17 protein-coding genes are annotated in these 24,204 nt (G+C 66.7%); 9 read left to right on the forward strand and 8 right to left on the reverse strand.

What is annotated here, in order from left to right; translation table 11 throughout:
- The first annotated feature begins 21 nt into the window (after nucleotides 1-21).
- The 4 genes from E9232_RS10200 (at nucleotide 22) to E9232_RS10215 (ending at nucleotide 3,983) form a co-directional block, all read left to right on the forward strand.
- Nucleotides 22-2,130 (forward strand): pyridoxamine 5'-phosphate oxidase family protein, encoded by a 2,109-nt coding sequence (locus E9232_RS10200; RefSeq protein WP_309793822.1) that lies wholly within the window; start codon nucleotides 22-24, stop codon nucleotides 2,128-2,130.
- 112 nt (nucleotides 2,131-2,242) lie between these two features.
- Nucleotides 2,243-2,806 (forward strand): hypothetical protein, encoded by a 564-nt coding sequence (locus tag E9232_RS10205; RefSeq protein WP_309793823.1) that lies wholly within the window; start codon nucleotides 2,243-2,245, stop codon nucleotides 2,804-2,806.
- Nucleotides 2,803-3,381, forward strand: coding sequence for a hypothetical protein (locus E9232_RS10210; RefSeq protein ID WP_309793824.1), 579 nt, complete (start codon nucleotides 2,803-2,805; stop codon nucleotides 3,379-3,381). Before E9232_RS10205 ends, E9232_RS10210 begins: the two co-directional genes overlap by 4 nt.
- Nucleotides 3,378-3,983, forward strand: a complete 606-nt coding sequence (locus tag E9232_RS10215; protein ID WP_309793825.1) for a hypothetical protein — start codon at nucleotides 3,378-3,380, stop codon at nucleotides 3,981-3,983. Before E9232_RS10210 ends, E9232_RS10215 begins: the two co-directional genes overlap by 4 nt.
- On the opposite strand, the gene E9232_RS10220 is transcribed toward E9232_RS10215, so the two are convergent.
- Complete coding sequence (locus E9232_RS10220) at nucleotides 3,980-5,332, reverse strand: hypothetical protein (protein WP_309793826.1); 1,353 nt, start codon at nucleotides 5,330-5,332, stop codon at nucleotides 3,980-3,982. The two genes, E9232_RS10215 and E9232_RS10220, sit on opposite strands and share 4 nt — an antisense overlap.
- A 200-nt stretch (nucleotides 5,333-5,532) precedes the next feature.
- Between E9232_RS10220 and E9232_RS10225 the strand changes: the two genes are divergently transcribed.
- From E9232_RS10225 to E9232_RS10235, 3 genes are read left to right on the forward strand one after another with little or no spacing between them, the layout of a single operon-like run.
- Nucleotides 5,533-6,873: an MdtA/MuxA family multidrug efflux RND transporter periplasmic adaptor subunit gene (locus tag E9232_RS10225; RefSeq protein ID WP_309793827.1), complete on the forward strand. Its 1,341-nt coding sequence runs from the start codon at nucleotides 5,533-5,535 to the stop codon at nucleotides 6,871-6,873.
- 31 nt (nucleotides 6,874-6,904) lie between these two features.
- Complete coding sequence (locus tag E9232_RS10230) at nucleotides 6,905-10,018, forward strand: MdtB/MuxB family multidrug efflux RND transporter permease subunit (RefSeq protein WP_309793828.1); 3,114 nt, start codon at nucleotides 6,905-6,907, stop codon at nucleotides 10,016-10,018.
- On the forward strand, nucleotides 10,015-13,305 hold the full coding sequence (locus E9232_RS10235; RefSeq protein ID WP_309793829.1) for an efflux RND transporter permease subunit: 3,291 nt from the start codon (nucleotides 10,015-10,017) through the stop codon (nucleotides 13,303-13,305). The genes E9232_RS10230 and E9232_RS10235 overlap by 4 nt, the downstream gene beginning before the upstream one ends.
- Nucleotide 13,306: 1 nt before the next feature.
- On the opposite strand, the gene E9232_RS10240 is transcribed toward E9232_RS10235, so the two are convergent.
- Complete coding sequence (locus tag E9232_RS10240; RefSeq protein WP_309793830.1) at nucleotides 13,307-14,614, reverse strand: cation:proton antiporter; 1,308 nt, start codon at nucleotides 14,612-14,614, stop codon at nucleotides 13,307-13,309.
- Between the two features lie 249 nt (nucleotides 14,615-14,863).
- Here E9232_RS10240 and E9232_RS10245 point away from each other — a divergent pair, with 249 nt between their 5' ends.
- Nucleotides 14,864-14,983, forward strand: a complete 120-nt coding sequence (locus E9232_RS10245; protein ID WP_309794097.1) for a DUF2958 domain-containing protein — start codon at nucleotides 14,864-14,866, stop codon at nucleotides 14,981-14,983.
- 1,073 nt (nucleotides 14,984-16,056) lie between these two features.
- Here the strand turns inward: E9232_RS10245 and E9232_RS35810 are convergent.
- Nucleotides 16,057-16,431: an IclR family transcriptional regulator domain-containing protein gene (locus E9232_RS35810; RefSeq protein ID WP_374710605.1), complete on the reverse strand. Its 375-nt coding sequence runs from the start codon at nucleotides 16,429-16,431 to the stop codon at nucleotides 16,057-16,059.
- Nucleotides 16,432-16,512: 81 nt separating this feature from the next.
- On the opposite strand from E9232_RS35810, the gene E9232_RS35815 reads away from it, so the two are divergent.
- Complete coding sequence (locus E9232_RS35815) at nucleotides 16,513-16,959, forward strand: hypothetical protein (RefSeq protein WP_374710606.1); 447 nt, start codon at nucleotides 16,513-16,515, stop codon at nucleotides 16,957-16,959.
- A 10-nt stretch (nucleotides 16,960-16,969) separates the two neighbouring features.
- On the opposite strand, the gene E9232_RS10255 is transcribed toward E9232_RS35815, so the two are convergent.
- The 5 genes from E9232_RS10255 to E9232_RS10275 form a co-directional block, all read right to left on the reverse strand.
- Nucleotides 16,970-17,671 (reverse strand): hypothetical protein, encoded by a 702-nt coding sequence (locus E9232_RS10255; protein WP_309793832.1) that lies wholly within the window; start codon nucleotides 17,669-17,671, stop codon nucleotides 16,970-16,972.
- Nucleotides 17,672-17,700: 29 nt separating this feature from the next.
- Nucleotides 17,701-18,777, reverse strand: coding sequence for a gluzincin family metallopeptidase (locus E9232_RS10260; protein ID WP_309793833.1), 1,077 nt, complete (start codon nucleotides 18,775-18,777; stop codon nucleotides 17,701-17,703).
- Between the two features lie 149 nt (nucleotides 18,778-18,926).
- A complete protein-coding gene (locus E9232_RS10265) occupies nucleotides 18,927-19,721 on the reverse strand; it encodes a TfuA-like protein (protein ID WP_309793834.1) in 795 nt (264 codons plus the stop codon).
- Nucleotides 19,722-19,725: 4 nt separating this feature from the next.
- A complete protein-coding gene (locus tag E9232_RS10270) occupies nucleotides 19,726-20,994 on the reverse strand; it encodes a YcaO-like family protein (RefSeq protein WP_309793835.1) in 1,269 nt (422 codons plus the stop codon).
- Nucleotides 20,904-24,023: an ATP-binding protein gene (locus tag E9232_RS10275; RefSeq protein WP_309793836.1), complete on the reverse strand. Its 3,120-nt coding sequence runs from the start codon at nucleotides 24,021-24,023 to the stop codon at nucleotides 20,904-20,906. The genes E9232_RS10270 and E9232_RS10275 overlap by 91 nt, the downstream gene beginning before the upstream one ends.
- Between the last annotated feature and the right edge of the window lie 181 nt (nucleotides 24,024-24,204).

Consider the following 24,204-nt stretch of genomic DNA (forward strand, 5'->3'; position numbering starts at 1 on the left):
GCAACCTTACGAGGTGCCGTGATGCCCGACACGATCGCCTTCGCCCCCCTGGCCGGCTGGCCGCATGCCGAGCCGGCCTTCCACCTCGGCGAGCGGGCCGCCCAGGCCCGGGTCGGGATCAGCGAGCGGATGGCGCAGGTCGGGCGCCGGGTGATCCGCGGCGCCATGCCGGACCAGCATCGCGACTTCTTCGAGATGCTGCCCTTCGTCCTGGTCGGCAGCCTCGACCGCGACGGCCGGCCCTGGGCGTCGATCCTCTCCGGCCGGCCGGGCTTCCTGCAGTCGCCCGACCCGCAGACCCTGACGGTCGCGGCACAGCCGGCCTATGGCGACCCGCTGGGCGCCAACCTGGCCGCCGGCGCCCCGATCGGGCTGCTCGGCATCCAGCTCGAGACCCGCCGGCGCAACCGCATGAACGGCACCATCGCCGAGCGGTCGGAGGGCGGCTTCACCATCCGGGTGGGGCAGAGCTTCGGCAACTGCCCGCAATACATCCAGGCGCGCCGGCCGGTCTTCGTCGCCGAACCCGGCAGCGTGGGCACGCCGCGCCCGGTGCGGGTGGAAGGGCCGGTGCTGTCGCCGCAAGCGGCGGCGCTGGTCGCCGGCGCCGACACCTTCTTCATCGCCACGCGGTCGGCCGAGGCCGAGGGCGGCAGCGCGCCGGCGGAAGGCGTCGACGTCTCGCATCGCGGCGGCCGGCCCGGCTTCGTCAGGGTGACGGAGGAAGGCGGGCAGACGGTGCTGACGGCGCCGGATTTCGTCGGCAACTTCTTCTTCAACACCTTCGGCAACCTCCAGGTCGATCCCCGCGCCGGGCTGGTCTTCGTCGATTTCGACACCGGTGGCGTGCTGTCGCTGACCGGCACGGCCGAGGTGATCTGGGACGGGCCGGAGGTCGAGGCCTTCGCCGGGGCGGAGCGGCTGCTGCGCTTCCGGCTGGGCGAGGGGGTATGGATCGAGGATGCGGTGCCGCTGCGCTGGTCGGCGCCGGAACCGGCGGCGCAACTGGCCGAGACCGGCACCTGGGCCGAGACGGCCCGGGTGGCTGAGGCGGCCGGGGTGCGCAACACGCTGCGGCCCTTCGCCGTGACCCGGATCGTGGATGAGAGCGACAGCGTGCGCTCCTTCACCCTCCGACCGGCGGATGGCGGCGGCGTGGTCCCGCACCAGGCGGGGCAGTTCCTGCCGATCGCGCTGGACATCCCCGGCCAGGACCGGCCGGTGCGGCGCACCTACACCCTGTCGGACGCGCCGGATGGGCAGGCCTACCGCATCAGCGTCAAGCGCGAGACCGGAGGCACGCCCGGCCTGGCCAGCCATTGGCTGCACGACCACCTCAAGGTCGGCGACACCATCCGGGCCCTGGCGCCGCGCGGCGACTTCACGCTCGATGCCGACAGCCGCCGGCCGGTGCTGCTGCTCTCGGCCGGCGTCGGCGTCACGCCGATGATCGCCATGCTGAACCAGCTGATCGGCCGCAACCTGGACCGGCTGCGCCAGCCCGGCCGCGGCATCTGGTTCGTCCACGCCGCCCGCGATGGTGGCGAGCACCCCTTCGCCGCCCATGTCGAAGCCCTGGCCGAGCGGGCACCGGCCTTGACCGTGCATGTCCGCTACAGCCGGCCGCGGCCGCAGGACGTGCTTGGCCGCCACCATGACGACACCGGGCACATCGACGCCGCGCTGCTGCGCCGCCTGCTGCCGCTGGACGACTACGACGTCTACCTGTGCGGCCCGGCCGGCTTCATGCGGGCGATGCAGCAGGTGCTGGGCGAGCTCGGGGTGCGGCCGGAGCGGATCCGCACGGAAGCCTTCGCGGCGGCGGCGACTCCGGCCCCGGCCTCCGCGCCGCCGCGGCCGGCGGCGGTCACGACGGCGCAGGTCGAGTTCCGCGCCTCGGGCCGCACCGCTGACTGGGATCCGGCCAAGGGTACGCTGCTCGACCTCGCCGAGGCGGCCGGGATCGACGCGCCCTACAGCTGCCGCACCGGCCTGTGCGGCACCTGCGCCACGCGGGTGGCGGAGGGGGAGGTGACCTATGCCGAGCCGCCGGCCGGCACGCCGCGCGCCGGCGAGGCGTTGCTCTGCCAGGCCATGCCGGCCAGCGGGCGGGTGGTGCTGGAGCTCTGAACCCACCGCCGCCGGAACCAATTCCCAGGTCGTGTGTTCGATCAGTCCGGTGGTGGGGGAGCGCCTTGGGCGCAGTGGGATGTCGCTCGGACAACGGCTCGGCCTGGATGGATTGAAGAGCAGGACCGTGGTCTGGCTGACCACGGGCATCGGCGGCTCCCTGGCCGTCGGGGCGGCCCTGGTCATGACCATCGTCTCCTACCGCACCGACCAGCCGCTGCCGCACTTCCCGGTCGGCGCACCGATCGAGGCGGGGGAGTGGCGGGTGGTGCCGCTGGGCGCGCGGATCGACACCGCCACCCCCGACGGACGCAAGGTCCGGGACGGCCAGAAGGCCGTGGTGGTGGAGGTCGAACTGACCAACCGCACCGGCGAGTCCAGCAACAGCTTCTATCGCCTGCTGACGCCGGACCTGACGCTCACGGAGAAACAGCCGGATGTCTTCCTGCTGCGCGACAGCGATCGGGCCGCGGAGCTGCATCCTGATATGACGGAGCGGCTGGCGATGGTCTGGACCCTGCCGCAGGAGGCGGCGGTGCCGCCGGTGCTGAAATTCGCGGTCCGTGTCTCGGACTACAAGCGGCGCGACAATCTCCGGGGCCAGACCGGCTGGGGGTACAACCCGCATGTGGCCGGCATCATCGACATGCCGGTCCAGGGGGGCGGCCCGGCATGATCCGATGGCTCGGCCGACTGGCGGCGCTGCTGGTCGCCGCAATCCTGCTGCTGGCGATGCAGTGGAACACCCCCTACTACGAACGGAAGACCGATCCGATCCCGGTCTATGGGCAGATCGGCGACACGGTCACGGCGCGGAAGTTCACGGTCCGGCTCGAGACGGTCCAGTTCGCCCGGCAGCTCCGGTTCACGGCGTATGGCAAGGAGGTCGTGCGCGACACCTCCGGCCTATGGGCGGTCGTCACCGCGACCGTGGCGGCGCGGTCGGAGAGCACGCTGGTCTACGAGGCCGACTGGGAGGGGCCGACAGGGCTGCGCTATTCCCTCAGCGACCGGCTGTCCGGCGTCAAATCCCTGCTGTCCGGCGCCACGCTGCAGCCCGGTCTGCCGCGGCGCGGCTGGTTCATCTTCGAGATCCGCGAGGACCAGGCCCGCGGCGCCACCTTCGTCGCCCCGAAGATCGGCCTCACGCGGCTCGATTCCATCGTCCGCATCGGCCTTGGCAGCGGTGGCGGGTCGCTGCCGATCCTCGACAGCCTGGATCTCGACCGCACGCCGGGGATGATCGAATGACGACGGCCGAGCAGCCCGGGGATGCTGCCGAGACCAGCCTTGTGCCCACCGATACCGACGAGCGGCGATGGCGCCGCCGCAGCCTGTGGGGGCTGCTGCTGGCGCTGCCTGCCGTCTATCTGCTGACGGCGAGAGGGCACCTGGAGGAATGGTGGCAGGCCCAGGAGCTGTTCGAGGTCGGCGTGTCCGCCGGTGCCGAGGCCCGCTTCGCCGGGGCCGACTGGAAGCTGGAGACGGTCGAGGTCCTGCCGTTCAAGCAGTCCGGATGGCCGCGGGTACAGTCGCAGGGCACGCCCGTCCGGGTCCGGTTCCAGGTCACCGTGCGCGAGCCGGGCATCGACGTGCTGTGGCGGCGCTGCCAGATATCGCTGCGGGACGATCAGGGCCGGCGCTGGGCGGCCGGCGGCTTCGGCGGCCCGCGCTCGACCGAAGGCACCATGACCTGCGGTGCCGCGACGCTGGAACCGCGGGCGCCGGGCACGGTGCTGCGGATCGAGCAGGACTTCACCGTGCCGAACGACGCGGCCGGGACCGTCGAGCCGACCGTGAGCATGGATGGCGAGCGGCCGCGCTATCTGCGCTTCCACCTCGAATCCCACTAGGCCGCCGGGCTCTCCACCGCGTCGGGTTCGGCCGGCGCCTGCGACCGGGCGAAGGCGATCTCCAGCACCGCCGCGACCAGGCAGATGCGCAGCGGCTCGACCAGGATGCCGGACGTGGTCCCCGACAGGTCGCCCAGCAGCAGCGACAGGCCGTCGACGAACAGCTGCTCCAGGCTGATCGGATGCGGGCCGATCACATGCGTCGTGCCCATCCACAGCCAGTCGGCCGCCCAGCCGATCGCGCGCCAGCCGACGATGTAGATCAGCAGCAGGGCCAGTTCGGCGTGCACCACCAGCCGGATGCTGTTGGCGACCGGCAGGTAGCGGCTGCGGTACCCGCCGATGAAATGGCCGATGAAGTCGCGGATGAACTTCGGCAGGGCGGCGTAGCGGCTGCCGATCCGCTCCAGCCGCCGGTGCCGCATCCAGCCGGGGTCGCCGCCCAGGTCATGGCCGTAGATCAGCGCCGCCAGCACCAGCCAGATCAGGGGCAGCAGGGCGTAGAAGAACAGGCCGGTGGCGACGGTCGTCGCGTCGGGCAGCGCCTGCTCCACCGGCTCGGCGGCGGCGAAGGCGGTGGAGATCGGTGTCAGCACCGCCTGCCAGATCCGGTTGAGCCACTCCCAGGCGGTGCCGCTGGCCACCCAGGCGATGGCCTCGTCCTTCCATTGCGACAGGACGAACAGGCCGATGAACACCCAGTTGGTCTCGCACAGCACGATCAGCAGCTTCCAGACCGGGGCGCCAGTGCGGTCGCGCAGCGCCTTGAACAGCCGGCGCAGGATCCAGGTGACGACGATGGAGACGACCAGCCAGCGGCCGCCGATCGCATCGAGCAGGTTGCCCTCGCCGCCGAGGGGGGCAAGGTCCAGCCCCAGGATCGAGTATTCGCGGATGGTGTCGTTCAACAGGCCCCAGGCGGCGTAGTAGGCGAAGAACGGCACCAGGGCGATGGTCAGCGTGGTGGCGAAGCTGGTCAGCCGCTGCCGGCGTGTCGGCGTGGTTGGTGGGACCGGTGCCTGGGGCACGTCCGCCGCGTCCGCCGCGGCGTCATCGGGCCCCGTGATCGGCACCGCCGTTCCCGTCGATAGCGCCCGGGCGGCGGCGACGGCCGGCAGCGCCGGCCGCAGGATCATGAAGCCGAGGACGGTGACGACCAGCTTGGTCAGCACCACCAGGGTCAGCGCCGCGAAGCCGAGCGACCGGTCGACGAAGCCGATATGGGCGGACAGCAGCAGCAACTGGTCGTTCAGCAGGATGCCGATCAGCACCAGCAGGGTCAGCTGCGGCCAGAAGCGCCACCACAGCTTTCCCGTCAGCACCAGCGGCGCCAGCAATTCCCGTTGCATCCGGTCCCCCCGACCCCACGCCGGCGGCGCGGCCCCAATACCCCGACAGGCACCCTAAACCCGCGAGCCGCGCGTTTGTGCCGTATCCCCGTGGGTGCGGCGAACGCGCCCAGGGCCGGCGGCCACCGACGGAACCCGGATCGTCATGCCGTGTAGGGACGCGCGGCCTGCTGGCCGCCCGATGCTTTGGGTGACAGGTCATGGATGCTCGCGTCGAGGATCGCGATCGACAGGTGGCGGACAAGACCGCCCCGCCGCGCCGCCGGTGGCGGGTGCTGCGGGTCGGCGTGGGGCTGGTGGTGGTGCTTCTGCTCGCCTACGGCACCTGGCGGGTGGTGACCGCGCCGACGGCGGCCCCGGCCCGCACCGGCCGGTTCGCCGATGTCGCGGCGCAGCCGGTCGGCGTCGCCACCGTCGGCAAGGGCGACATCCGCATCAGCTTCGACGCGCTGGGCACCGTCACGCCGCTGGCCACCGTCACGGTCAAGCCGCAGATCTCCGGCCAGCTGATCGAGGTCGGCTTCCAGGAAGGCCAGATGGTGAAGAAGGGCGACTTCCTGGCCCAGATCGACCCGCGCCCCTACCAGGTGGCGCTGGAGCAGGACCAGGGCCAACTGGCGCGCGACCAGGCGGCGCTGAACCAGGCGCAGAGCGACCTGGCCCGCGACCAGTCGATGCTGAAGCAGAATGCGGTGTCGCGGCAGCAGGTCGACGACCAGGCCTTCCTGGTGCAGCAGGACCAGGGCACCATCCAGTCCGACCAGGCGCAGATCGACGCCCAGAAGCTGAACCTCGACTACTGCCACATCATCTCGCCGATCGACGGCCGGGTCGGGCTGCGCCAGGTCGATCCCGGCAACTATGTCCAGACCGGGGACGCCGCCGGCCTCGTGGTCATCACCCAGCTGCACCCGATCTCGGTGATCTTCACCCTGCCGGAGGACGACCTGCCGCAGATCCAGGCCCGGCTGCATGGCGGGGCGACCCTGCCGGTGACCGCCTTCGACCGGACCGGCACCAAGGCGCTGGCCACCGGCACGCTGTCGACCCTGGACAACCAGATCGACACCACCACCGGCACGCTGAAGCTGCGCGCCGCCTTCGACAATACCGACGAGACCCTGTTCCCCAACCAGTTCGTCAACGCCCGGTTGCTGGTCGACACGCTGCAGGATGTCGTCACCGTGCCCAATGCGGCGGTCCAGCACGGCGCGCCGGGCGCCTTCGTCTACCTCGTCGGCCAGGAGGGCACGGTGTCGGTGCGTCCGATCACGACCGGCGCGGTCGACGGCGAGATGGCGTCGGTCGAGAAGGGCCTGGCGCCCGGCGACCAGGTCGTGGTCGACGGCACCGACCGGCTGCGCGACGGCGCCCATGTGACCATCGCCGCGGGCGGCACCGGCAACGCGACGCCGGCCGCGGCTCCGACGGACGACACCGGGCAGGCGGGCCAGCGCCACCGGCAGGGCCAGGGGCAGGGCGGCCAGGGCCAGCACCGCCGCCGCGACGGCCAGACTCAGCAGCCCCCGGCAAACGGATGAGCGCGCCGGGGCACCCGGACGGACTCCGGCCATGAACCCGTCCCGCCTGTTCATCCTGCGCCCGGTCGGCACCTCGCTGCTGATGGCGGCGATCCTGCTGGTCGGCGCCGTGGCCTACACCTTCCTGCCGCTATCGGCGCTGCCGGAGGTCGACTACCCCACCATCCAGGTCCAGACCTTCTATCCCGGCGCCAGCCCGGAGGTGATGACCTCCTCGGTCACGGCACCGCTGGAGCGGCAGTTCGGCGAGATGCCGGGGCTGAACCAGATGACCTCGGCCAGCTCGGCCGGTGCCTCGGTCATCACCCTGCAATTCGGCCTCGACCTCAGCCTCGACATCGCCGAGCAGGAGGTACAGGCCGCGATCAACGCCGCCGGCAACCTGCTGCCGGGCGACCTGCCGGCGCCGCCGATCTACGCCAAGGTCAACCCGGCCGACGCGCCGATCCTGTCGCTGGCGGTGACCTCGAAGACCCTGCCGCTGACCGACCTGGAGAACCTGGTCGACACCCGGCTGGCGCAGAAGATCTCGCAGCAGCCCGGCGTCGGCCTGGTCAGCCTCAGCGGCGGGGCCCGGCCGGCGGTGCGCATCCAGGTCAACCCGCAGGCCCTGGCCGCCTACGGCTTGGCCATCGACGACGTCCGCACCACGCTGGGCAACGTCAACGTCAACACCCCGAAGGGCAATTTCGACGGCCCGACGCGGTCGTCGACCATCAACGCCAACGACCAGATCACCAAGGCCGAGGATTACGACGCCGTCGTCGTCGCCTACCGCAACGGTGCGCCGATCCGCCTGTCCGACGTGGCCACGGTGGTCAACGGACCGGAGAACGGCAAGCTCGCCGCCTGGGCCGGCACCACCCCGGCGATCATCGTCAACGTCCAGCGCCAGCCGGGCGCCAACGTCATCCAGGTGGTGGACGGCATCAAGGCGCTGCTGCCCGAGCTCGAGACCACCATGCCGGCCGCGGTCGACATCGCTGTGCTCAGCGACCGCACCGTCACCATCCGCGCCTCGGTCGCCGATGTCGGCTTCGAGCTGATGCTGTCGGTGGCGCTGGTGGTGATGGTGATCTTCCTGTTCCTGCGCACCATGGCGGCCACCATCATCCCCAGCCTGTCGGTGCCGCTGTCGCTGGTCGGCACCCTGGCGGCGATGTACCTGCTGGGCTTCAGCCTGGACAACCTGTCGCTGATGGCGCTGACCATCGCCACCGGCTTCGTGGTCGACGACGCCATCGTGATGATCGAGAACATCGCCCGCTACGTCGAGGAAGGCGAGACCCCGCTGCAGGCGGCGCTGAAGGGGGCCGAGCAGATCGGCTTCACCATCATCTCGCTGACCGTCTCGCTGATCGCGGTGCTGATCCCGCTCCTGTTCATGGGCGAGGTGGTGGGCCGGCTGTTCCATGAGTTCGCGATCACCCTGGCGGTCACCATCGTGATCTCGGCGGTGGTCTCGCTGACCCTGGTGCCGATGCTGTGCGCCAAGCTGCTGCGGCACCGGCCGGAGGCGGAGCGGGGGCGGTTCGACCGCGGCGCCGAGCGCGGCTTCAACTGGATCATCGGCCAGTACGGACGGGCGCTGGTCTGGGTGCTGGACCACCAGAAGCTGACCCTGCTGGTGGCCATGGCCACCCTCGGCCTCACCGTGCTGCTGTATATCGTGATCCCCAAGGGCTTCTTCCCGGAGCAGGACACCGGGATGATCCAGGGCATCTCGGAGGCGGCGCAGACCGTGTCCTATGACGAGATGGCGCGCCACCAGTCGGCCCTGGCCGAGGCCATCCTGAAGGACCCCGACGTCGCCAGCCTCAGCTCCTTCATCGGCGTCGACGGCACCAACACCACGCTGAACAGCGGCCGGTTCCTGATCAGCCTCAAGCCGCTCGACCAGCGCAGCGCCAGCGCGGCCGAGATCATCGACCGGCTGCATGGCGAGGTCGCGGGCGTGGCCGGCGTCACCCTGTACCTGCAGCCGGTGCAGGACCTGACCATCGATTCCACCGTCAGCCGCACCCAGTACCAGTTCGTGCTGGAGAACGCCGACCCGGACGCGTTCAAGGACTGGGTGCCGAAGCTGGTGCGGCAGCTGGAGCAGGTGCCGGAGATCGCCGACGTCGCCAGCGACTACCTGCAGCAGGGCCTGGCCGTCGACCTGGTGATCGACCGCGCCACCGCCGCCCGCTTCGGCATCACCCCGGCGACGATCGACAACGTGCTGTACGACGCCTTCGGCCAGCGCATCGTCTCAACCATCTACACCCAGTCGAACCAGAAGCGGGTGATCCTGGAGGCCGACCCGTCGCTGCAGCAGTCGCTGGAGGGGTTGAAGGCCCTGTACCTGCCGTCGTCGCTGTCCTCGACCGGGCAGGTGCCGCTCTCCGCCATCGTCCATGTCGAACAGCGCGCCGGGCCGCTGCAGATCACCCATCTCGGCCAGTTCCCGGCGACCCTGATCTCGTTCAACCTGGCGCCCGGCGCATCGCTGGGCGGCGCGGTCGACGCGATCCAGGGGGCGGAGCGGCAGCTCGGCCTGCCCGACAGCTTCGTCACCGCCTTCCAGGGCACCGCCGCCGCCTTCCAGTCGTCGCTGGCCAATGAGGCGCTGCTGATCCTGGCCGCGATCGCGACCATGTACATCGTGCTGGGCGTGCTCTACGAGAGCTTTATCCACCCCATCACCATCCTGTCCACCCTGCCGTCGGCGGGGGTCGGCGCGCTGCTGGCGCTGATGGCGGCGGGCGACGGGCTGGACGTCATCGGCATCATCGGCATCGTTCTCCTGATCGGCATCGTGAAGAAGAACGCGATCATGATGATCGACTTCGCACTGCAGGCGGAGCGGGACGAGGGCAAGGCCCCGCGCGACGCGATCTACCAGGCCTGCCTGCTGCGCTTCCGGCCGATCCTGATGACCACCATGTCGGCCCTGCTCGGCGCCCTGCCGCTGATGCTTGGCACCGGCATGGGGTCGGAGCTGCGGCGGCCGCTCGGCGTCGCCATCGTCGGCGGGCTGATCGTCAGCCAGCTTCTGACCCTGTTCACCACGCCGGTGATCTACCTCGCCTTCGACGGGCTGGCCCGGCGCCTGTCCCGCCGGCCGAAGCCGCGGCCGGCGGGCGGCGAGACCCGGGCGTGAACCTCTCGGCCCCCTTCATCGCCCGGCCGGTGGCGACCACGCTGCTGACCCTCGGCATCGTGCTGGCCGGGCTGGTCGCCTACGGCAAGCTGCCGGTGTCGCCGCTGCCGCAGGTCGATTTCCCGACCATCTCGGTCTCGGCCTCGCTGCCCGGCGCCAGCCCGGACACGGTGGCGACCACCGTGGCCAGCCCGCTGGAGCGGCATCTCGGCGCCATCGCCGACGTCACCGAGATGACGTCGCGCAGCTCGGTCGGCCAGGCCAGCATCACGCTGCAGTTCGGCCTGAACCGCGACATCGACGGCGCCGCCCGGGACGTCCAGGCCGCGATCAACGCGGCGCGGGCGGACCTGCCGGTCGCCCTGCGCAGCAACCCGACCTACCGCAAGGTCAACCCGGCCGATGCGCCGGTGCTGATCCTGGCGCTGACCTCGAAGACCCTGACCCGCGGCCAGATCTACGACGCGGCCAGCAACGTGCTGGAACAGCGCCTGTCGCAGATCCAGGGCATCGGCCAGGTCCAGCTGGGCGGCGCGGCGCTGCCGGCGGTGCGGGTCGAGCTGAACCCCGACGCGCTGTTCAAATACGGCATCGGGCTCGAGGATGTGCGGGCGGCGCTGGCCGCCGCCAACGCCAACAGCCCGAAGGGGTCGATCGAGGAGGGCGGCCGCCACTTCCAGATCTACACCAACGACCAGGCCAGCCATGCCGAGGACTACCGCCCGCTGGTGGTGGCCTACCGCAACGGCGCCGCGGTGCGCCTGTCCGACGTCGCCTCGGTCGACGATTCGGTCGAGGATCTGCGCAACGCCGGCCTGGCCGACGGCCAGCCCGCGGTGCTGGTGCTGCTGTTCCGCGAGCCCGGCGCCAACATCATCGACACGGTCGACCGGGTGAAGGCCGAGCTGCCGCATCTGCGCGCGGCGATGCCGAACGACATCGACATCACCCCGAACGCCGACCGCACCACCACCATCCGGTCGTCGCTGACCGACACCCAGAGCACGCTGGTGATCTCGGTCATCCTGGTCATGCTGGTGGTGTTCGCCTTCCTGCGCGACGCGCGGGCCGCGCTGATCCCGGCGGTGGCGGTGCCGGTCTCGATCATCGGCACCTTCGGGGTGATGTACCTGCTGGGCTACAGCCTGGACAACCTGTCGCTGATGGCCCTGACCATCGCCACCGGCTTCGTGGTCGACGACGCCATCGTGGTCTTGGAGAACATCACCCGCCACATCGAGGCGGGCATGCCGCGGCGGCAGGCGGCGCTGCGCGGCGCCCGCGAGGTCGGCTTCACCGTGCTGTCGATCAGCATCTCGTTGGTGGCGGTGTTCGTGCCCATCCTGCTGATGGGCGGGCTGGTGGGCCGGCTGTTCCGCGAATTCGCACTGACCCTGTCGATCTCGATCTGCGTGTCGCTGGCGATCTCGCTGACCACCACGCCGATGCTGTGCGCCCTGCTGCTGCGCAACCGGCCGAAGCCGGCCGGCAAGCGCCGCTTCAGCCTGCTCGACCGCACCCTGAAGATCTATGAGCGGACGCTGTCCTGGGCGCTGCGCCATGTCGGCTTTGTGCTGGTTGTGCTGTTCGGCGTGGTCTGCCTGAACGTCGCGCTGTTCACCGTGATCCCGAAGGGCTTCTTCCCGGAACAAAGCACCGGCCGGCTGGTCGGCGGCATCCAGGCGGACCAGAGCGTCTCGTTCCAGCTGATGCAGCAGAAGCTGACCCAGCTGGCGGACATCGTCCGCGCCGATCCCGCGGTGGAAAGCGTCGTCGGCTTCACCGGCGGCGGGGGCGGCGGGCGGTCGCAGACCAACACCGGGTCGGTGTTCGTGACCTTGAAGCCCCTGTCCGAACGCGGCCTCAGCGACGACGAGGTCATCGCCCGGCTGCGCGGGCCGCTGGCGCAGGTGCCGGGCGGCCGGCTGTTCCTGGTCTCGGCGCAGGACATCCGGGCCGGCGGGCGGCAGAGCAACGCCGCCTACCAGTTCACGCTGCAATCCGACTCCTCGGAGGAACTGCAGGAATGGGGGCCGAAGCTGCTGCAGGCGTTGCAGCGCAACCCGATCCTGGCCGATCTCAATTCCGACCAGCAGCAGAAGGGCATCGAGACCGACATCGTCATCGACCGCGACACCGCGGCGCGGCTGGGTGTGACGCCGCAGCAGATCGACAACACGCTGTACGACGCCTTCGGCCAGCGCCAGGTCTCGACCATCTACAGCGCGATCAACCAGTACCATGTGGTGATGGAGGTGGCGCCGCAGTACTGGCAGAGCCCGGAGACGCTGAAGGACATCTACATCAGCACCTCGGGCGGCAGCGCCAGCGGCACCGCGAGCACCAATGCGGTGGCGGGCACCGTCGGGACCGTCGGCGCCGGCACTGCCGTGGCGAACAGCTCGGACGATTCCGCGCGCAACGCCGCCACCAACGCGCTGGCCAATGCTGGCCGCAAGGGCACGTCGAGCGGGGCCGCGGTCAGCACCAACCAGGAGACCATGGTGCCGCTGGCGGCGATCAGCCATTACGGGCCGGGCAACACGCCACTGTCGGTCAACCACCAGGGGCTGTTCGCGGCGACCACCATCTCGTTCAATCTGGCGCCGGGCAAGTCGCTCAGCGACGCCGCCGCGGCGATCGACCAGACGATGGCGGAGCTGCGCATGCCCGCCACCATCCACGGCACCTTCCAGGGCACCGCCCAGGTGTTCCAGAGCTCGCTGCGAGACGAGCCGATCCTGATCCTGGCGGCGCTGGCGGCGGTCTACATCGTGCTCGGCATCCTGTACGAGAGCACCATCCACCCGCTGACGATCCTGTCGACGCTGCCCTCGGCCGGGGTCGGCGCGGTGCTGGCGCTCTTGGCCTTCAACACCGAATTCAGCCTGATCGCGATGATCGGCGTGATCCTGCTGATCGGCATCGTCAAGAAGAACGCGATCCTGATGATCGACTTCGCGCTGGAGGCGGAGCGGACCCGGGGCCTGAGCTCGCGCGACGCCATCTTCGAGGCCTGCCTGCTGCGGTTCCGGCCGATCATGATGACCACCATGGCGGCGATCTTCGGCGCCATCCCGCTGGCCACCGGCTTCGGCAACGGCGGCGAGCTGCGGCGGCCGCTGGGCATCGCCATCGTCGGCGGGCTGATCGTCAGCCAGGTGCTGACGCTATACACCACGCCGGTGCTCTACCTGGTGCTCGACCGCTTCCGCCGCAGGTCGCGCCAGCGCTGGGCCCGGGCCTTCCCGCGCCTGGCCGGCAATGCGCCGGAAGTGGCGGAATAGGTTAGGGGTCGAGGTTCCGCCCGTCCTGGATGTCCAGGCCGCGCATCAGCGGCGTCACCGTGACGCCGTGCACCACCACCGACAGCAGCACGACGAAGCCGACCACCGACCACAGCTGCACACCTTCGGGGAAGGGGGCGTGGTTCAGGGCGTAGGCGATGTAGTAGAACGACCCGATGCCGCGGACGCCGAGGAAGGCGACCAGCGCGCGCTCGCGCCGCGGCCAGGACAGGCCGGCCAGGCTGATCCAGCCCAGGATGGGGCGGACCAGGAAGACGATCGCGATGGCGACCCCGGCCTCGGCCCACGTCAAGGACGTGAACAGGCCCTGGGCGATGACCCCGCCGAACAGCACCAGGGTCAGCATCATCAGCAGCCGCTCGGCCTGCTCGATGAAGGCGTGCATGGTGTCGTGGTAGTCGTGCTCGCGCTCGGCCGCGCGCAGCGCCAGCGCCGCCACGAAGACCGCGACGAAGCCGTAGCCATGCGCCATCTCGGTCACGCCGTAGACCAGCAGCATGATGCCGAGGGCGACGAAGCCGTCGCCGGTCCGCGACAGCCGGGCCCGGGCGTGGGCGCGGAAGGTCGCCCAGCCCAGCACATGCCCGGCGGCCCAGCCGATGCCGATGCCGGCGGCCAGCTTCCAGGCGACGTCGACCAGGACCCAGCCGGTGAAGGCCGCGGTCCAGGGGCCGGCGGTTCCCGCCGCCAGGGCGGCCACGATGGCAAGGTTGACGAAGGGGAAGGCGAGGCCGTCGTTCAGCCCGGCCTCCGCGGTCAGGCCGAAGCGGACATCGTCCTCCTCGCCCGAGCGCGGGGGCCCCACCTGGACGTCGGCGGCCAGCACCGGATCGGTCGGCGCCAGGGCGGCGCCCAGCAGCAGCGCGGCGGCCGGGCCCAGCCCGAGCCACCACCAGCCCAGCGCCGCGGTGGCGAGGATGGTAAGCGGCATGGCGATGCCGAGCAGGCGCCACACCTGGCGCCAGCCGTGCCAGCCGAAGGGACGGTCCAGCTTCAGCCCCGCGCCCATCAACGCGACGATGACGACGAATTCGGTCAGCCGCTCGGTCGCCACCGGGAACCACAACGGGAACGGCGCCGGGCCGGCGACGGGCAGGCTGAAGGCGAGATAGCCGGCGAGGACGCAGATGATCGGCAGCGACAGCGGCGCCCGGCGCAGCACCATCGGCAGCCAGGCGACCAGCAGCACCAGCAGGCCCAGCCCGGCCAGGGTGACGATATAGAGGTCGGGCATCATGACGGGCGGCGCGGCGGAGGACGATGCGGCATCCCACGATAAGGCGCGCAAGCCCGAGGTGGTTCCAGCGGCAATCGGCCCCGGTGGCCGCGCCCTCCCGCAGGTACGGAGGCCGCTGGGCGGAGAGAGGCGCCTGGCCAAGGATTCGCAATGACAGGGTGAAATCGTCCCGCGCGGGATGAAAGTGAGAACTGCGTTTTCGCTGCGTCACTATGATGCCACCGCCGAGCGCCCGATCCGTTCGTCGAGACTACGCGGATCCGCGATTTCTCACTCTCACCGCGCGGGGCTGTCTCGGAGATCGCCGCGATCCGTGGCGGGCTCGGACTGCCGATTGAGCGCGACCTGTTGTTCCGGGCCGACCGGCCGCTGAGCCGATACGCCGAAGAGGCCCAGTGCCTCGGCGTCATCTGGGCCTGATGCGCCTTGCTGCGCCCTGCCTTCGGGCAGGGCGCGTCTTTCATGTCCGCAGTTACGGATCTCAGGCCATGCGGCGAGCGGGACGGCACAGTCCCATTGCGCTCACGGGAGGCATCGTCCCGCTCGATCTTTCCCTCGACTGCGCGGGGTGGGTGTCGCTTGCCTCTAGGCCCGCCGCGCCGGTCCGCAACGCGCTGGCGCGCGTCCTCGACTCCGTTCCGGCCCTGCCGCTCATCCGGCGCACCGCCGCAACCGCTCCGACCGGGCGCGGCCCGCCTCCCTCGGCGGGCTGCCGGCCGCTCTCCGTCGCCCACCCGCCGTGTCTAACTCCGTCGCTGACGACCCAAACCTGGGCATTCGGCACGCCCTCGCGTACGGCGGCAAGGATATGCGCTTTCGTGACCCGGCCGAAGTAGCTCCGCGCCGTGGGCGTCTGAAGCAGCCGACCGGATGGCGGGAATGAAGAAGCACGAGATGGCCGACGCCGCGGAGCAGCTTCTGGCTGGGACTAGCTGGCTGCCGGCATTGCTTCGGGACAGAGGTAGGGGCCGGTCTGGGCGTTGATATGGCCGACGGCGAGCGATACGCGAACGCTGCTGAATAGAACCGTCGGGCCGGGGCCGCTAAGCGGCCCCGGCCCCTTGAATGAAGCGCCCATTCCTCATTGCCGGTTCGTCCCCAATGCTGTCATCCGAAGGTGGTTCAGGCTGCCCCGAACCGGACATTGCCAGCGACCCAGCCGCCCCGGGACCGGCCTTCGTTCAGGGGCGGGGCTGGTCCCGTCAGCTGACGTTCGGAGGCAGTCCGGAAACTTTCGAACCGGACATCCCTCCCGGTCTCATTGGCCCCGAAGCCGACCCTTGTTGTCGGGTCACATTGCGAGACGGATGCGGCGACGGGGAGGGAAGGTCGCATCTCGCCGCCTGCTTCAGCGACGACGGGAAACTGCGGGTGGGAGTCCTGGGCTTGTCGGGCATTCAGCCTCCGATCGCCCATGTCACCCCAATTCTTCTGTCTCAGTCCAGGGGTGCACTCCACTCCTCGCTCTCTTCGAGGTTAGTGGCGCAACCCATTTACCGGACTTCGTCGAGGGCGGCCTCCGGGGAACGCATCGACTTGATCGAGTGGCGCGTCTGAAACGGCAAATCGCCCGCTGGATAAAGTGCGCGCACTTGCTGTCGGCCGAGTTCGGCCAGCAACGCCTTTCCCACCGAGGTGCAGTTCGCAGGAAGCACCTGGCCGGTGCGAGCCGCGACACGGAGTGCGCGGTCGCTTTCGATCGCGTCGACGAAGCGATTCAACGACTCCAGCAGCAGAGCGATGGGGGCGGCACGCTGTTCAACAAGTTCGTCGGCTCGAATTTCCAGGATGGCGACCGCATCGCCGCTCTGCTCCGGAATACGTTGCCGGAGGGGAGGGCGGATATCCAGGCGAGCACGATCGCGCATCTCGGCCGCGCCAAGCCCAGGCAGCAGAACGCGGCGGGCGATGAGTTCTCCGCGGCGACGTTCCTGACCAATTGGGCGAAGATGTCCCAGAACGCGAAGGCGCAGGTCTTCGCCGACGACCCGCAGCTCATCAGCGATCTGAACGACATCGCCAGGATCGCGGAGGGTATGCGTCAGGTGGGCCGGACCTCAAACTACAGCAACACGGCTCGCATCGGCATGACGGGCGGTGGCGCGGTCGGCCTCACGCAGATAGGCCTATTTGGCCCCCGCCCAAGCTGCAACCGTGCTGGGCGGCGGCTACGCTGGCCTGCGGGCGCTCGTCTCCAATCGCTTGGCGTAATGGGCGGCGGGGGGCCTTCGACCTCAGCGCGGATCGCGGCCCGGCTACCGGGTGTCCTCAACACCGCGAGCCCCTACGCCGACCCGATCGCGGCGGTCATCATGTGGCAGGATTATGCTGCGCGCGGTGCGCGGGCCAGCGCGGCGTCTACAGGTGACCCGATACTGGATGCGGTTGTGAGGTGAGAGAAGCGAGTTAGTCAGTCAATCTTCCGTTCCGATGAGCTAGCATTGCCCGTCCAACATACGAGGTGGGCGACCGCTTGCCGGGGAGGTTCGCCTCCAAAACGATCTGTTCGATAAATCCTTGATTCATCTCAAATTCTACACATTCTTCTAGCTTGTCGACGACCCACAAGCGGTAGTTGGAATCCCTTTTGAGTTGATATCCGCAATCATCTTCTGGGATAGGCACCGGAGGAGTCGGAAGAACCATTATCTTTGGTTTAGGAAGATCATAGCAATGTCCTTCATATGCGTAACCTACTATTATTCCGCACGACGAAAATCTATTAGGCGATGGTGCTTCGGGTGCCGAAGAATTAAATAAAACGAGACCTACTGTTCCGTATTGTTTTACGTCAAATTTAATTATTTGATAATAAGCGACTGGTATTTTTACGCTATGATCTTCTAAGATATTGTGGAATATTCCAGAGTTAGATAATTTCTTTTTTCTGAGTTCGTCGACTACAGAAGATGTTGCTTGTTGGTCCGAATTTTTTATAACTGATACAGGGCTTATCATTATAGAATAGCTTCCGTCATCCAATTCTTTCTTAGGGTCATTGGAATAAGAAAGATCATCTGGGGCCGATATTCCGTAGAGCCTAACCTGAGTAGCATTATACGCTCCATCAGGGAATGTTAATGTCGGGCGGTGAAAGTCGTCGGCCATAGTTGTTCTCCTCAATCTGTATGGATGAGTCAGATTATCTCCCGCCATGAAAGGTTTTCTTCAAGTTTTGTTGCGAGAAACGCGTCGATGGGCTTGCTGGCGTTTATTAGAGAGATTCCCGCGCTCTCAAAGGTCAAATTATCAACATCGAGAAGGAGCCAAGCTCGTGCCAGCACCAACGCCACGTCGTCCCTCGCCCTCGTCAGAGCGCTTTTGAAGAGAAACGGACGGGCACGGAAAGCTCGTGCCGTAAAATCGGAGATCTTCTGCATGGCGGTTTGGCTGACTGTCCTAATATCGAGTTCCAGCAGCCTTTCGTCAGCTAACCCCTCAGCCACCAACCTCGCGTGGTAGTTGTCGACGATTGTGTCAAACACGGCGCCCGTGAACGGGCGTGAGCGATCATGGAGCTCGTCTGTCACCTCCGAAAGGCGTCTCGAATTGCTGGCCAAACGGACCTGCCGATCTCCCACAAGCTCGCCTATCCGGTTCAATTCATTTAATATCAGAAGATTGCCGTTGCAGTGACGCAGCAGCCTATCCAGGCCGCTGTCGAAATGAAGGAAGGACAGGAGTGAGATCAGGTCCGCGCTCGTCTCATGAAATGACGCGTAGTCTGCTTGTCTGAGTCCCTTTTCGGGCACGTCAATCAGCGAGAAGAGTATAGCGTGGCCGACTTCATGGGCGATGACATCGAAGTTGAGCGCGAACGGGTGCGCCTGACCGTCCAAACCCCGGTCCTGCCCTAACTCGAGGAAGCCATAGCCCGACTGAGCATTATTCCAATCGATCCGGGGAATAATCTCAAGCCGCTCGTAGGTTTCTGCAAAGTGCCAAACGGTAGGTCTACCGATATAGCTCTCCCAGATATCTAAGACCCGACTTACCGACGCAAACGCGTGAGCGGCAAGAAAACGCCTAGAATTCAACGGTATTTGATCGAAGTGTCCGTCGAAAGCTGGTTCTGCAGGTGGAAAGACCTCGCCGACGAAAGGCGGAAGGTAGGGATATTCGTATGGCTCCTTAGCAAGGAGTGGATCGCGGACATAGATGCGGTGATCCTCTGGACCTACTCGTATTTGATCGGGCGGAGTCGAAATCCACACTGTCTCGGGTGTCTCGTAGCCAGCGACGTATGGTGCCTGCGGATAAATTCGAAAGCGTGTCCCGAGGACGCGACTGCCAGGGCCTCCGCGGTCGACCGTCCCAATCTGCTCGGCATGTTCCCCCATGGCTAAAAAGCCTATACCCAGGATCAAGCCACGTAAATTTCTCCGTTCGATGTAGGCGTATCCAACGCTGCCGCCGATCGAGTTTGACCATGTCCAAGCGTCAGGCCGGCATCCTCGAGATCGCGGTCGAAGGCCGCCGTCAGGGTAAAGTCCGGAACGGCGGGTGGCGCAACGACACCCGCCCGCAGAAGCTGCAACGCACCGAGCGCGTCTGTCCTCTTCTGCTCAACAAAAATAGATTGTATGCGCGCCTGAAACGCTGCGGCCGTGGGCTCGTCTTCCGACTTCAGTGCGCCCTCGATGACCCTGGTAAGTGTGCGATCCCGAAGATTGAGATTTCGGGCGATGAGTTCCATGCTGGCCGCGAGATCGACAGGTATGAGCCCGCGGCGATGAGCGGCGCGAATGGTCATCCTCAAATCAATCAATGACGAGGTCAGCGGTGCGAAATTCACCACCTCTGGCCCATGCAGAACAGCGACAGCGTCATCCGGAGCCAACGGATATCGACGGTACCATCTATAGATTAGGCCGCTACCTTGCATGTAGGGAAAGAGTTCGGCGGCACGCAGCGCACCCATGCTGGCGGCGCCAACGACTGGAATTCCGAGGCTAAGCGCCCAAAGGATCTCTTTGTGTCTGACAGCTGGTTCGCTCTGGAAGCCACCGTCGATAATGAGGATTGCGGCAGGATCGAACCGATGCACAGCTAATACGATTGACCCCTGAACCGCCGGTGGAAGAAAGATTGCGTCAAGGACGCTCGACCCCTCTGCGTGCGATATGGTGGGGCCGGTGAAAATTAGCCTGGGTTTCATGCAGTCAGCTTTCAAGCAGCGGCTGTAGCGCTGGAATGACGATCCGGACAACGCTCAGGCCGGTTAGAGGCTCGGTCTCCAGCCGGATCAGGTTGACGTCTCTGATGTGGCTGCTTTCGAGCAATGCGAGGAGGGGGGGGAGGCCATCTTTGACGCCCTCGGTCTCCGGTTTCGACAGCTTCAGAAAGCTCTGAGTGCGAGGGCCCTCTGCGATCAGCCGCCGATGGGCAGCGATCATCTGCCAGTCCGGGTACTTCGGGTAAACCGCGCGGGTCATGTCGTCACGAGCGCCCGAGATGGCCGCCAGACGTGATTGCGCCGCCTCGAGAATGGCGTGAGCTATCGCTGCGGCAGGATCCAGGCTTGCGGCCGATCCGATGGCTGGATGGGGCAGCAGTGCCTCTTGTCCCTCCACGTCCTCCATCAAATGGCAGCAGATCGTCGCTATGCCGATAGGTGACGGTGCTTGCCAGAGGCCGACGATCAGCCCCTTGGCGCTCAGGGTTTCCAGGAACTCGCAGACCGCAGCATCATCAATCGTCGCCGGATCGATGCGGTTGCGTTGGAAGAAGCCATGAATGCGGTTCGCGCGGGCAACTGCATCCCGTTCGACGCATTCGAGAATTCCGTGCGCGATCGCATCCGTCTCAACGAAGGATGCTGCAAGGCCAGTCGTCGATGCTGCGAAGATCCCGTCATATGGCTGCGGCGGAACCGTGTAGGCGGTGTGCACGAGTTCGAGCGGAACCATGCTGCGACTGCCGTCCATCAGATTGGTGGCCTCCACCCACGCGATCTCCTGATCGTGCCAATCAGGGGGTGCGCCGTCCCGAAGGTGCCTGGCGAAACGGCCAGCCGCGATGGACAACGAACTGGCCGACGCGACGACAGATTCGAAGCGGTCGACGCGCTCGGCGAAGTAGGCCTCGGCAGCCTCTAAAATGGCCGAAATTGCAGCTTGGGTCATGGTGCCGCCCTTGCCTTGCGAGACGGCATTGGAGAGGGAGAACGGCCTCACTACCTGCACCACGGGGACGCCGATGCGGTCGAGACCAGTGATATCGGCGATCCGCGTGATGCCCAAAGCGCCGCGCATCGCCATCAGTCTCGCCAGCGCGTCTTCCGGCAGCGGGCCCGAACGCTCATATCGATCAGGGAGCGGGGTCGGAATTTCTATCCTTGTCACTTGGCGCGCCCGTGCCGTGGCATCGGCTCTGGATTGACGATCAGCGCGGCATTCGGGTTGAGGCGGGTCTTCGCTGCATCGGCGCACTCGCGGTACAACAATCCCAGCTCCGGGGAGAGGCCCGACCACAGCAGAGCGTCGTAGGTGGTAAGCAGAAGCGGCACCGCATTCTGTTCTGCGGCGACGGCTAAGCTCATGCTGAGTGCGCTCACGATTTCGTCAGGAGGAGCGCCCTTCTGGAACAGAAGATAGGCTTTGCGGCGGTGAAGATCGGCGAGCCAATAACGCTGGCCGCTTCGCTCGACCTCGCTTGTCGCCAGCGATATCAACTCTAATCCCTCGCAGGTCTCGCCATCGAGCGCGAGAGTTTCAGCGAGCATTCCGCAGTAGACAGGATAGTCCTCCGGTGTCTGGCGCTCGTGGTGAGCGGCAAGACCCTGTCGCATCAAAGCGATGCCCTTACCAGGATCACCGGAGACACCGTCGCACCATCCCTCAAGTATCTGGGTTGTAGCGACAAGTGAGGGGAAGATGTAGCTGCCCGTGATAGAGCGGATCTCGCCTACGACGTTTCGGAGCGCGGAGATATCCCTGCGAAAATAATGCAACATCGCCTGGTTAACGCAGGCATGTGCGATACTGCTCGCGTGACCCAATTGATGTGCCCAGGATCTCGCCTCCTCGGCCGATCGCGTCGCGCTTGCGGCTCGCCCCGTGAACCATAGCGACAGCGACCGATGTGCCAAGCCGCAGACGCGGGCGTCATGTCCTCCAAACAACGTGGTGTCCTCTCCCCTGTCGACACTGTCGTAAAGAGAGAGGCCCGCGTCCACCGCTGAAATGCAGCTCTCATGCCGTGCGAGATAGAAGTCTATGGTCCAGACGCAGTGCCGCGTCTGAAGTTGCACTTCGCTATCCTCGACATCCCGAAGTTCGTCAAGGACGGCCCGCGCTCGCTCACCGTCGACATCGGTCCCAGTGAACCACCACCCCCAGTAGAGCGGAAACCATTTGGCCCGCTCAGCTAAAGGGCGTCTTCGGGCAAGGTCGACTCCATCCTGATAGAGCTTCTGGGCAGGAGGAGAGTTCGGCCCCTCGGCACTGGTCAACACCGGACCGAGTGCAACCATTGCGGAGAGCCGGAGGATCTCCCGTGGCTGGGGCTCGCTGAGGCTATCGCAAAGGGCCAGGGCGTGGTCGAGAAGTTGGCGGGCCTCGACCAATGCCGATCGAGAAAACCCGTCCTTGCCAGCCACGATTAGCAGTTCGATTGCGTTCTCCGGCAGGCCGGCCCGCTCGGCAAGGACTGCGAGCTCGGCAGTTCCAATCCACGGAGCAATTCGCCGATCGCGGTCGACAGCGTTGAACAGCGTGCGTTGAAGGCCCTGTCGCCTTTTGCGCAGCAGGGAATTGTAGATTGTCTCTTGGATCAAGGCATGTCGGAATTCGTAGGCCGGCCGGCCGGAAGGTCTAATGCGTCTGAGGAAACCAGCATCGCTTAGAGCCTCCAGTGCGTCGCCGATCGTCTCCTGCTCCAACTCGGGCAACAACACTACGAGCAGTGCCTGGTCGAACCGATTGCCAGCAACCGCTGCGGCCTGCGAGATATCCTTGGCAAGACCCAAGGATCCCAGTCTGGCTTCAACCACGCTCTCAAACGTGGACCCATGAGACTGCGAGATGGTCCGAGCCAGCTTGTCCGCTGCGGGGCCGGCGGCCTCAGCCAACCATTGGCATGTTTCTTCGATATAGAGAGGTATGCCCCCGGTTATTCGCCCAATGGTGTCGAGAAGCTCCGTTTGATCGGTATCCCTGCCCGATGGCCATAGATTGGTAATCGCCTTCCGCGCCTCCTGCTGATCGAGCGGGGACAACCCAATGTGCCGGAAGCCATGCGCTTCTGATCGACGGGCCGACGATCCGCGCCGAGCTGTGACGATCAAAAGGGCGGGATACTGAGGGACAATACGCACGACTTCCGCGAGCAACTGCCAGGAGGTCGGATCGATCCAATGCACATCTTCGACCGCAACGACGATGGGACCGCTTGCGCATAGCGCCTCTAGGCTTCGACGGATGGCCCAGTGGGTTCTCTCGCGGATGGTCTCGAGATCCGCGTCCTGCAGGGCCGGGCTGGCTCCCTTGGCTCCTAGCAGGAAGGAGAACAGATCGGCCACACCGGCATCGGTGATGCCGAGGCGTCGAAGCTGTTCGGCGATCGCGGCAGATGTTGGCGGGCCTGTGGCTTGCCCGACGCCTTCAGAAAGAGCCTGCAGCAGGGGCAGCAACACGGAGCGATCACCGCCAGGCGAGCACTGGAAGAGCAGCAGTTGCGCTCGTTCTCGACGTGTCGTCCTTCGAACCTCATGGACAAGGCGAGATTTGCCGACGCCTGGCTCGCCCTCGATGAAAAGGGCTTCGCCCTGCCCCGAAACTGCGTTGGCCCATAGGTCCGAGATCACGCTCAGTTCTTCAGCGCGCCCCACAAGCGGGCTTGTCAGCCGTCCAAATGCGAAAAAGCGATCAACTTGCCGCTTGTGGCGGAGTGCGCGCCAGACCCGCTCCGGCTCAACAAAGCCTTTGACGGTGCGGGCTCCGCGGAAAACGAACGCATGGGACCGACGCGCCAGGCTCCTCGTCTTGTGTGACGTGAGAACGGTGTTCGGGTCGGCGATGCCTTGCAGCCGAGTAGCCATGGCGAGCGCAGGTCCCGTGACATGGTCGGGGATCGCCTGTTCTGGTCCTCCTTGGATCAAGCTCACCGACGTCGCAATGCCGACGCGAACCTGCAGGTCGGGCCTGCCGCTCTCCCGGCCGACGCGCCTGCATGCCTCCACGATGTCCAACCCAGCGCCAACGGCGAGTGCTGCCGAGTCCCTGGCGTCGATCTCTGTCGGGAAGAGTGCCACACCACCGTCGCCGGCTTCGACCGTGACGACGCCAGAATTGGATACGATCGCCTGCCGAACAGCGTGTTGGAAGGCCGACATCAGGTCCTGGACGTCCTCCATGTCCAGAGCCGTGAGCAGATCGGTTGATCCGACAAGATCGTAGCAGAGAGCGGTCAAAATCCGCCTCTCGTGCGGCACTTCCGCCTGTGGGCTGCTCACCGCCATATTGCGATGTCCTGGCTGATGGCCTGACTGAATCGGCTTCCGCTAGAATCCTGCCACTGACATAGTCCGGGGCCCGCGGAATAAACATGTCGTTAGGGGGCAACCCGGCTAATTATAGCCGAACCGGAGAAATGACTCACCACGTTCATATGGCCAGTCTCGGGCGACCTCGCTGGTCCGG

It is taken from the genome of Inquilinus ginsengisoli (assembly GCF_031453975.1).
Classification (GTDB): Bacteria; Pseudomonadota; Alphaproteobacteria; order DSM-16000; family Inquilinaceae; genus Inquilinus; species Inquilinus ginsengisoli_A.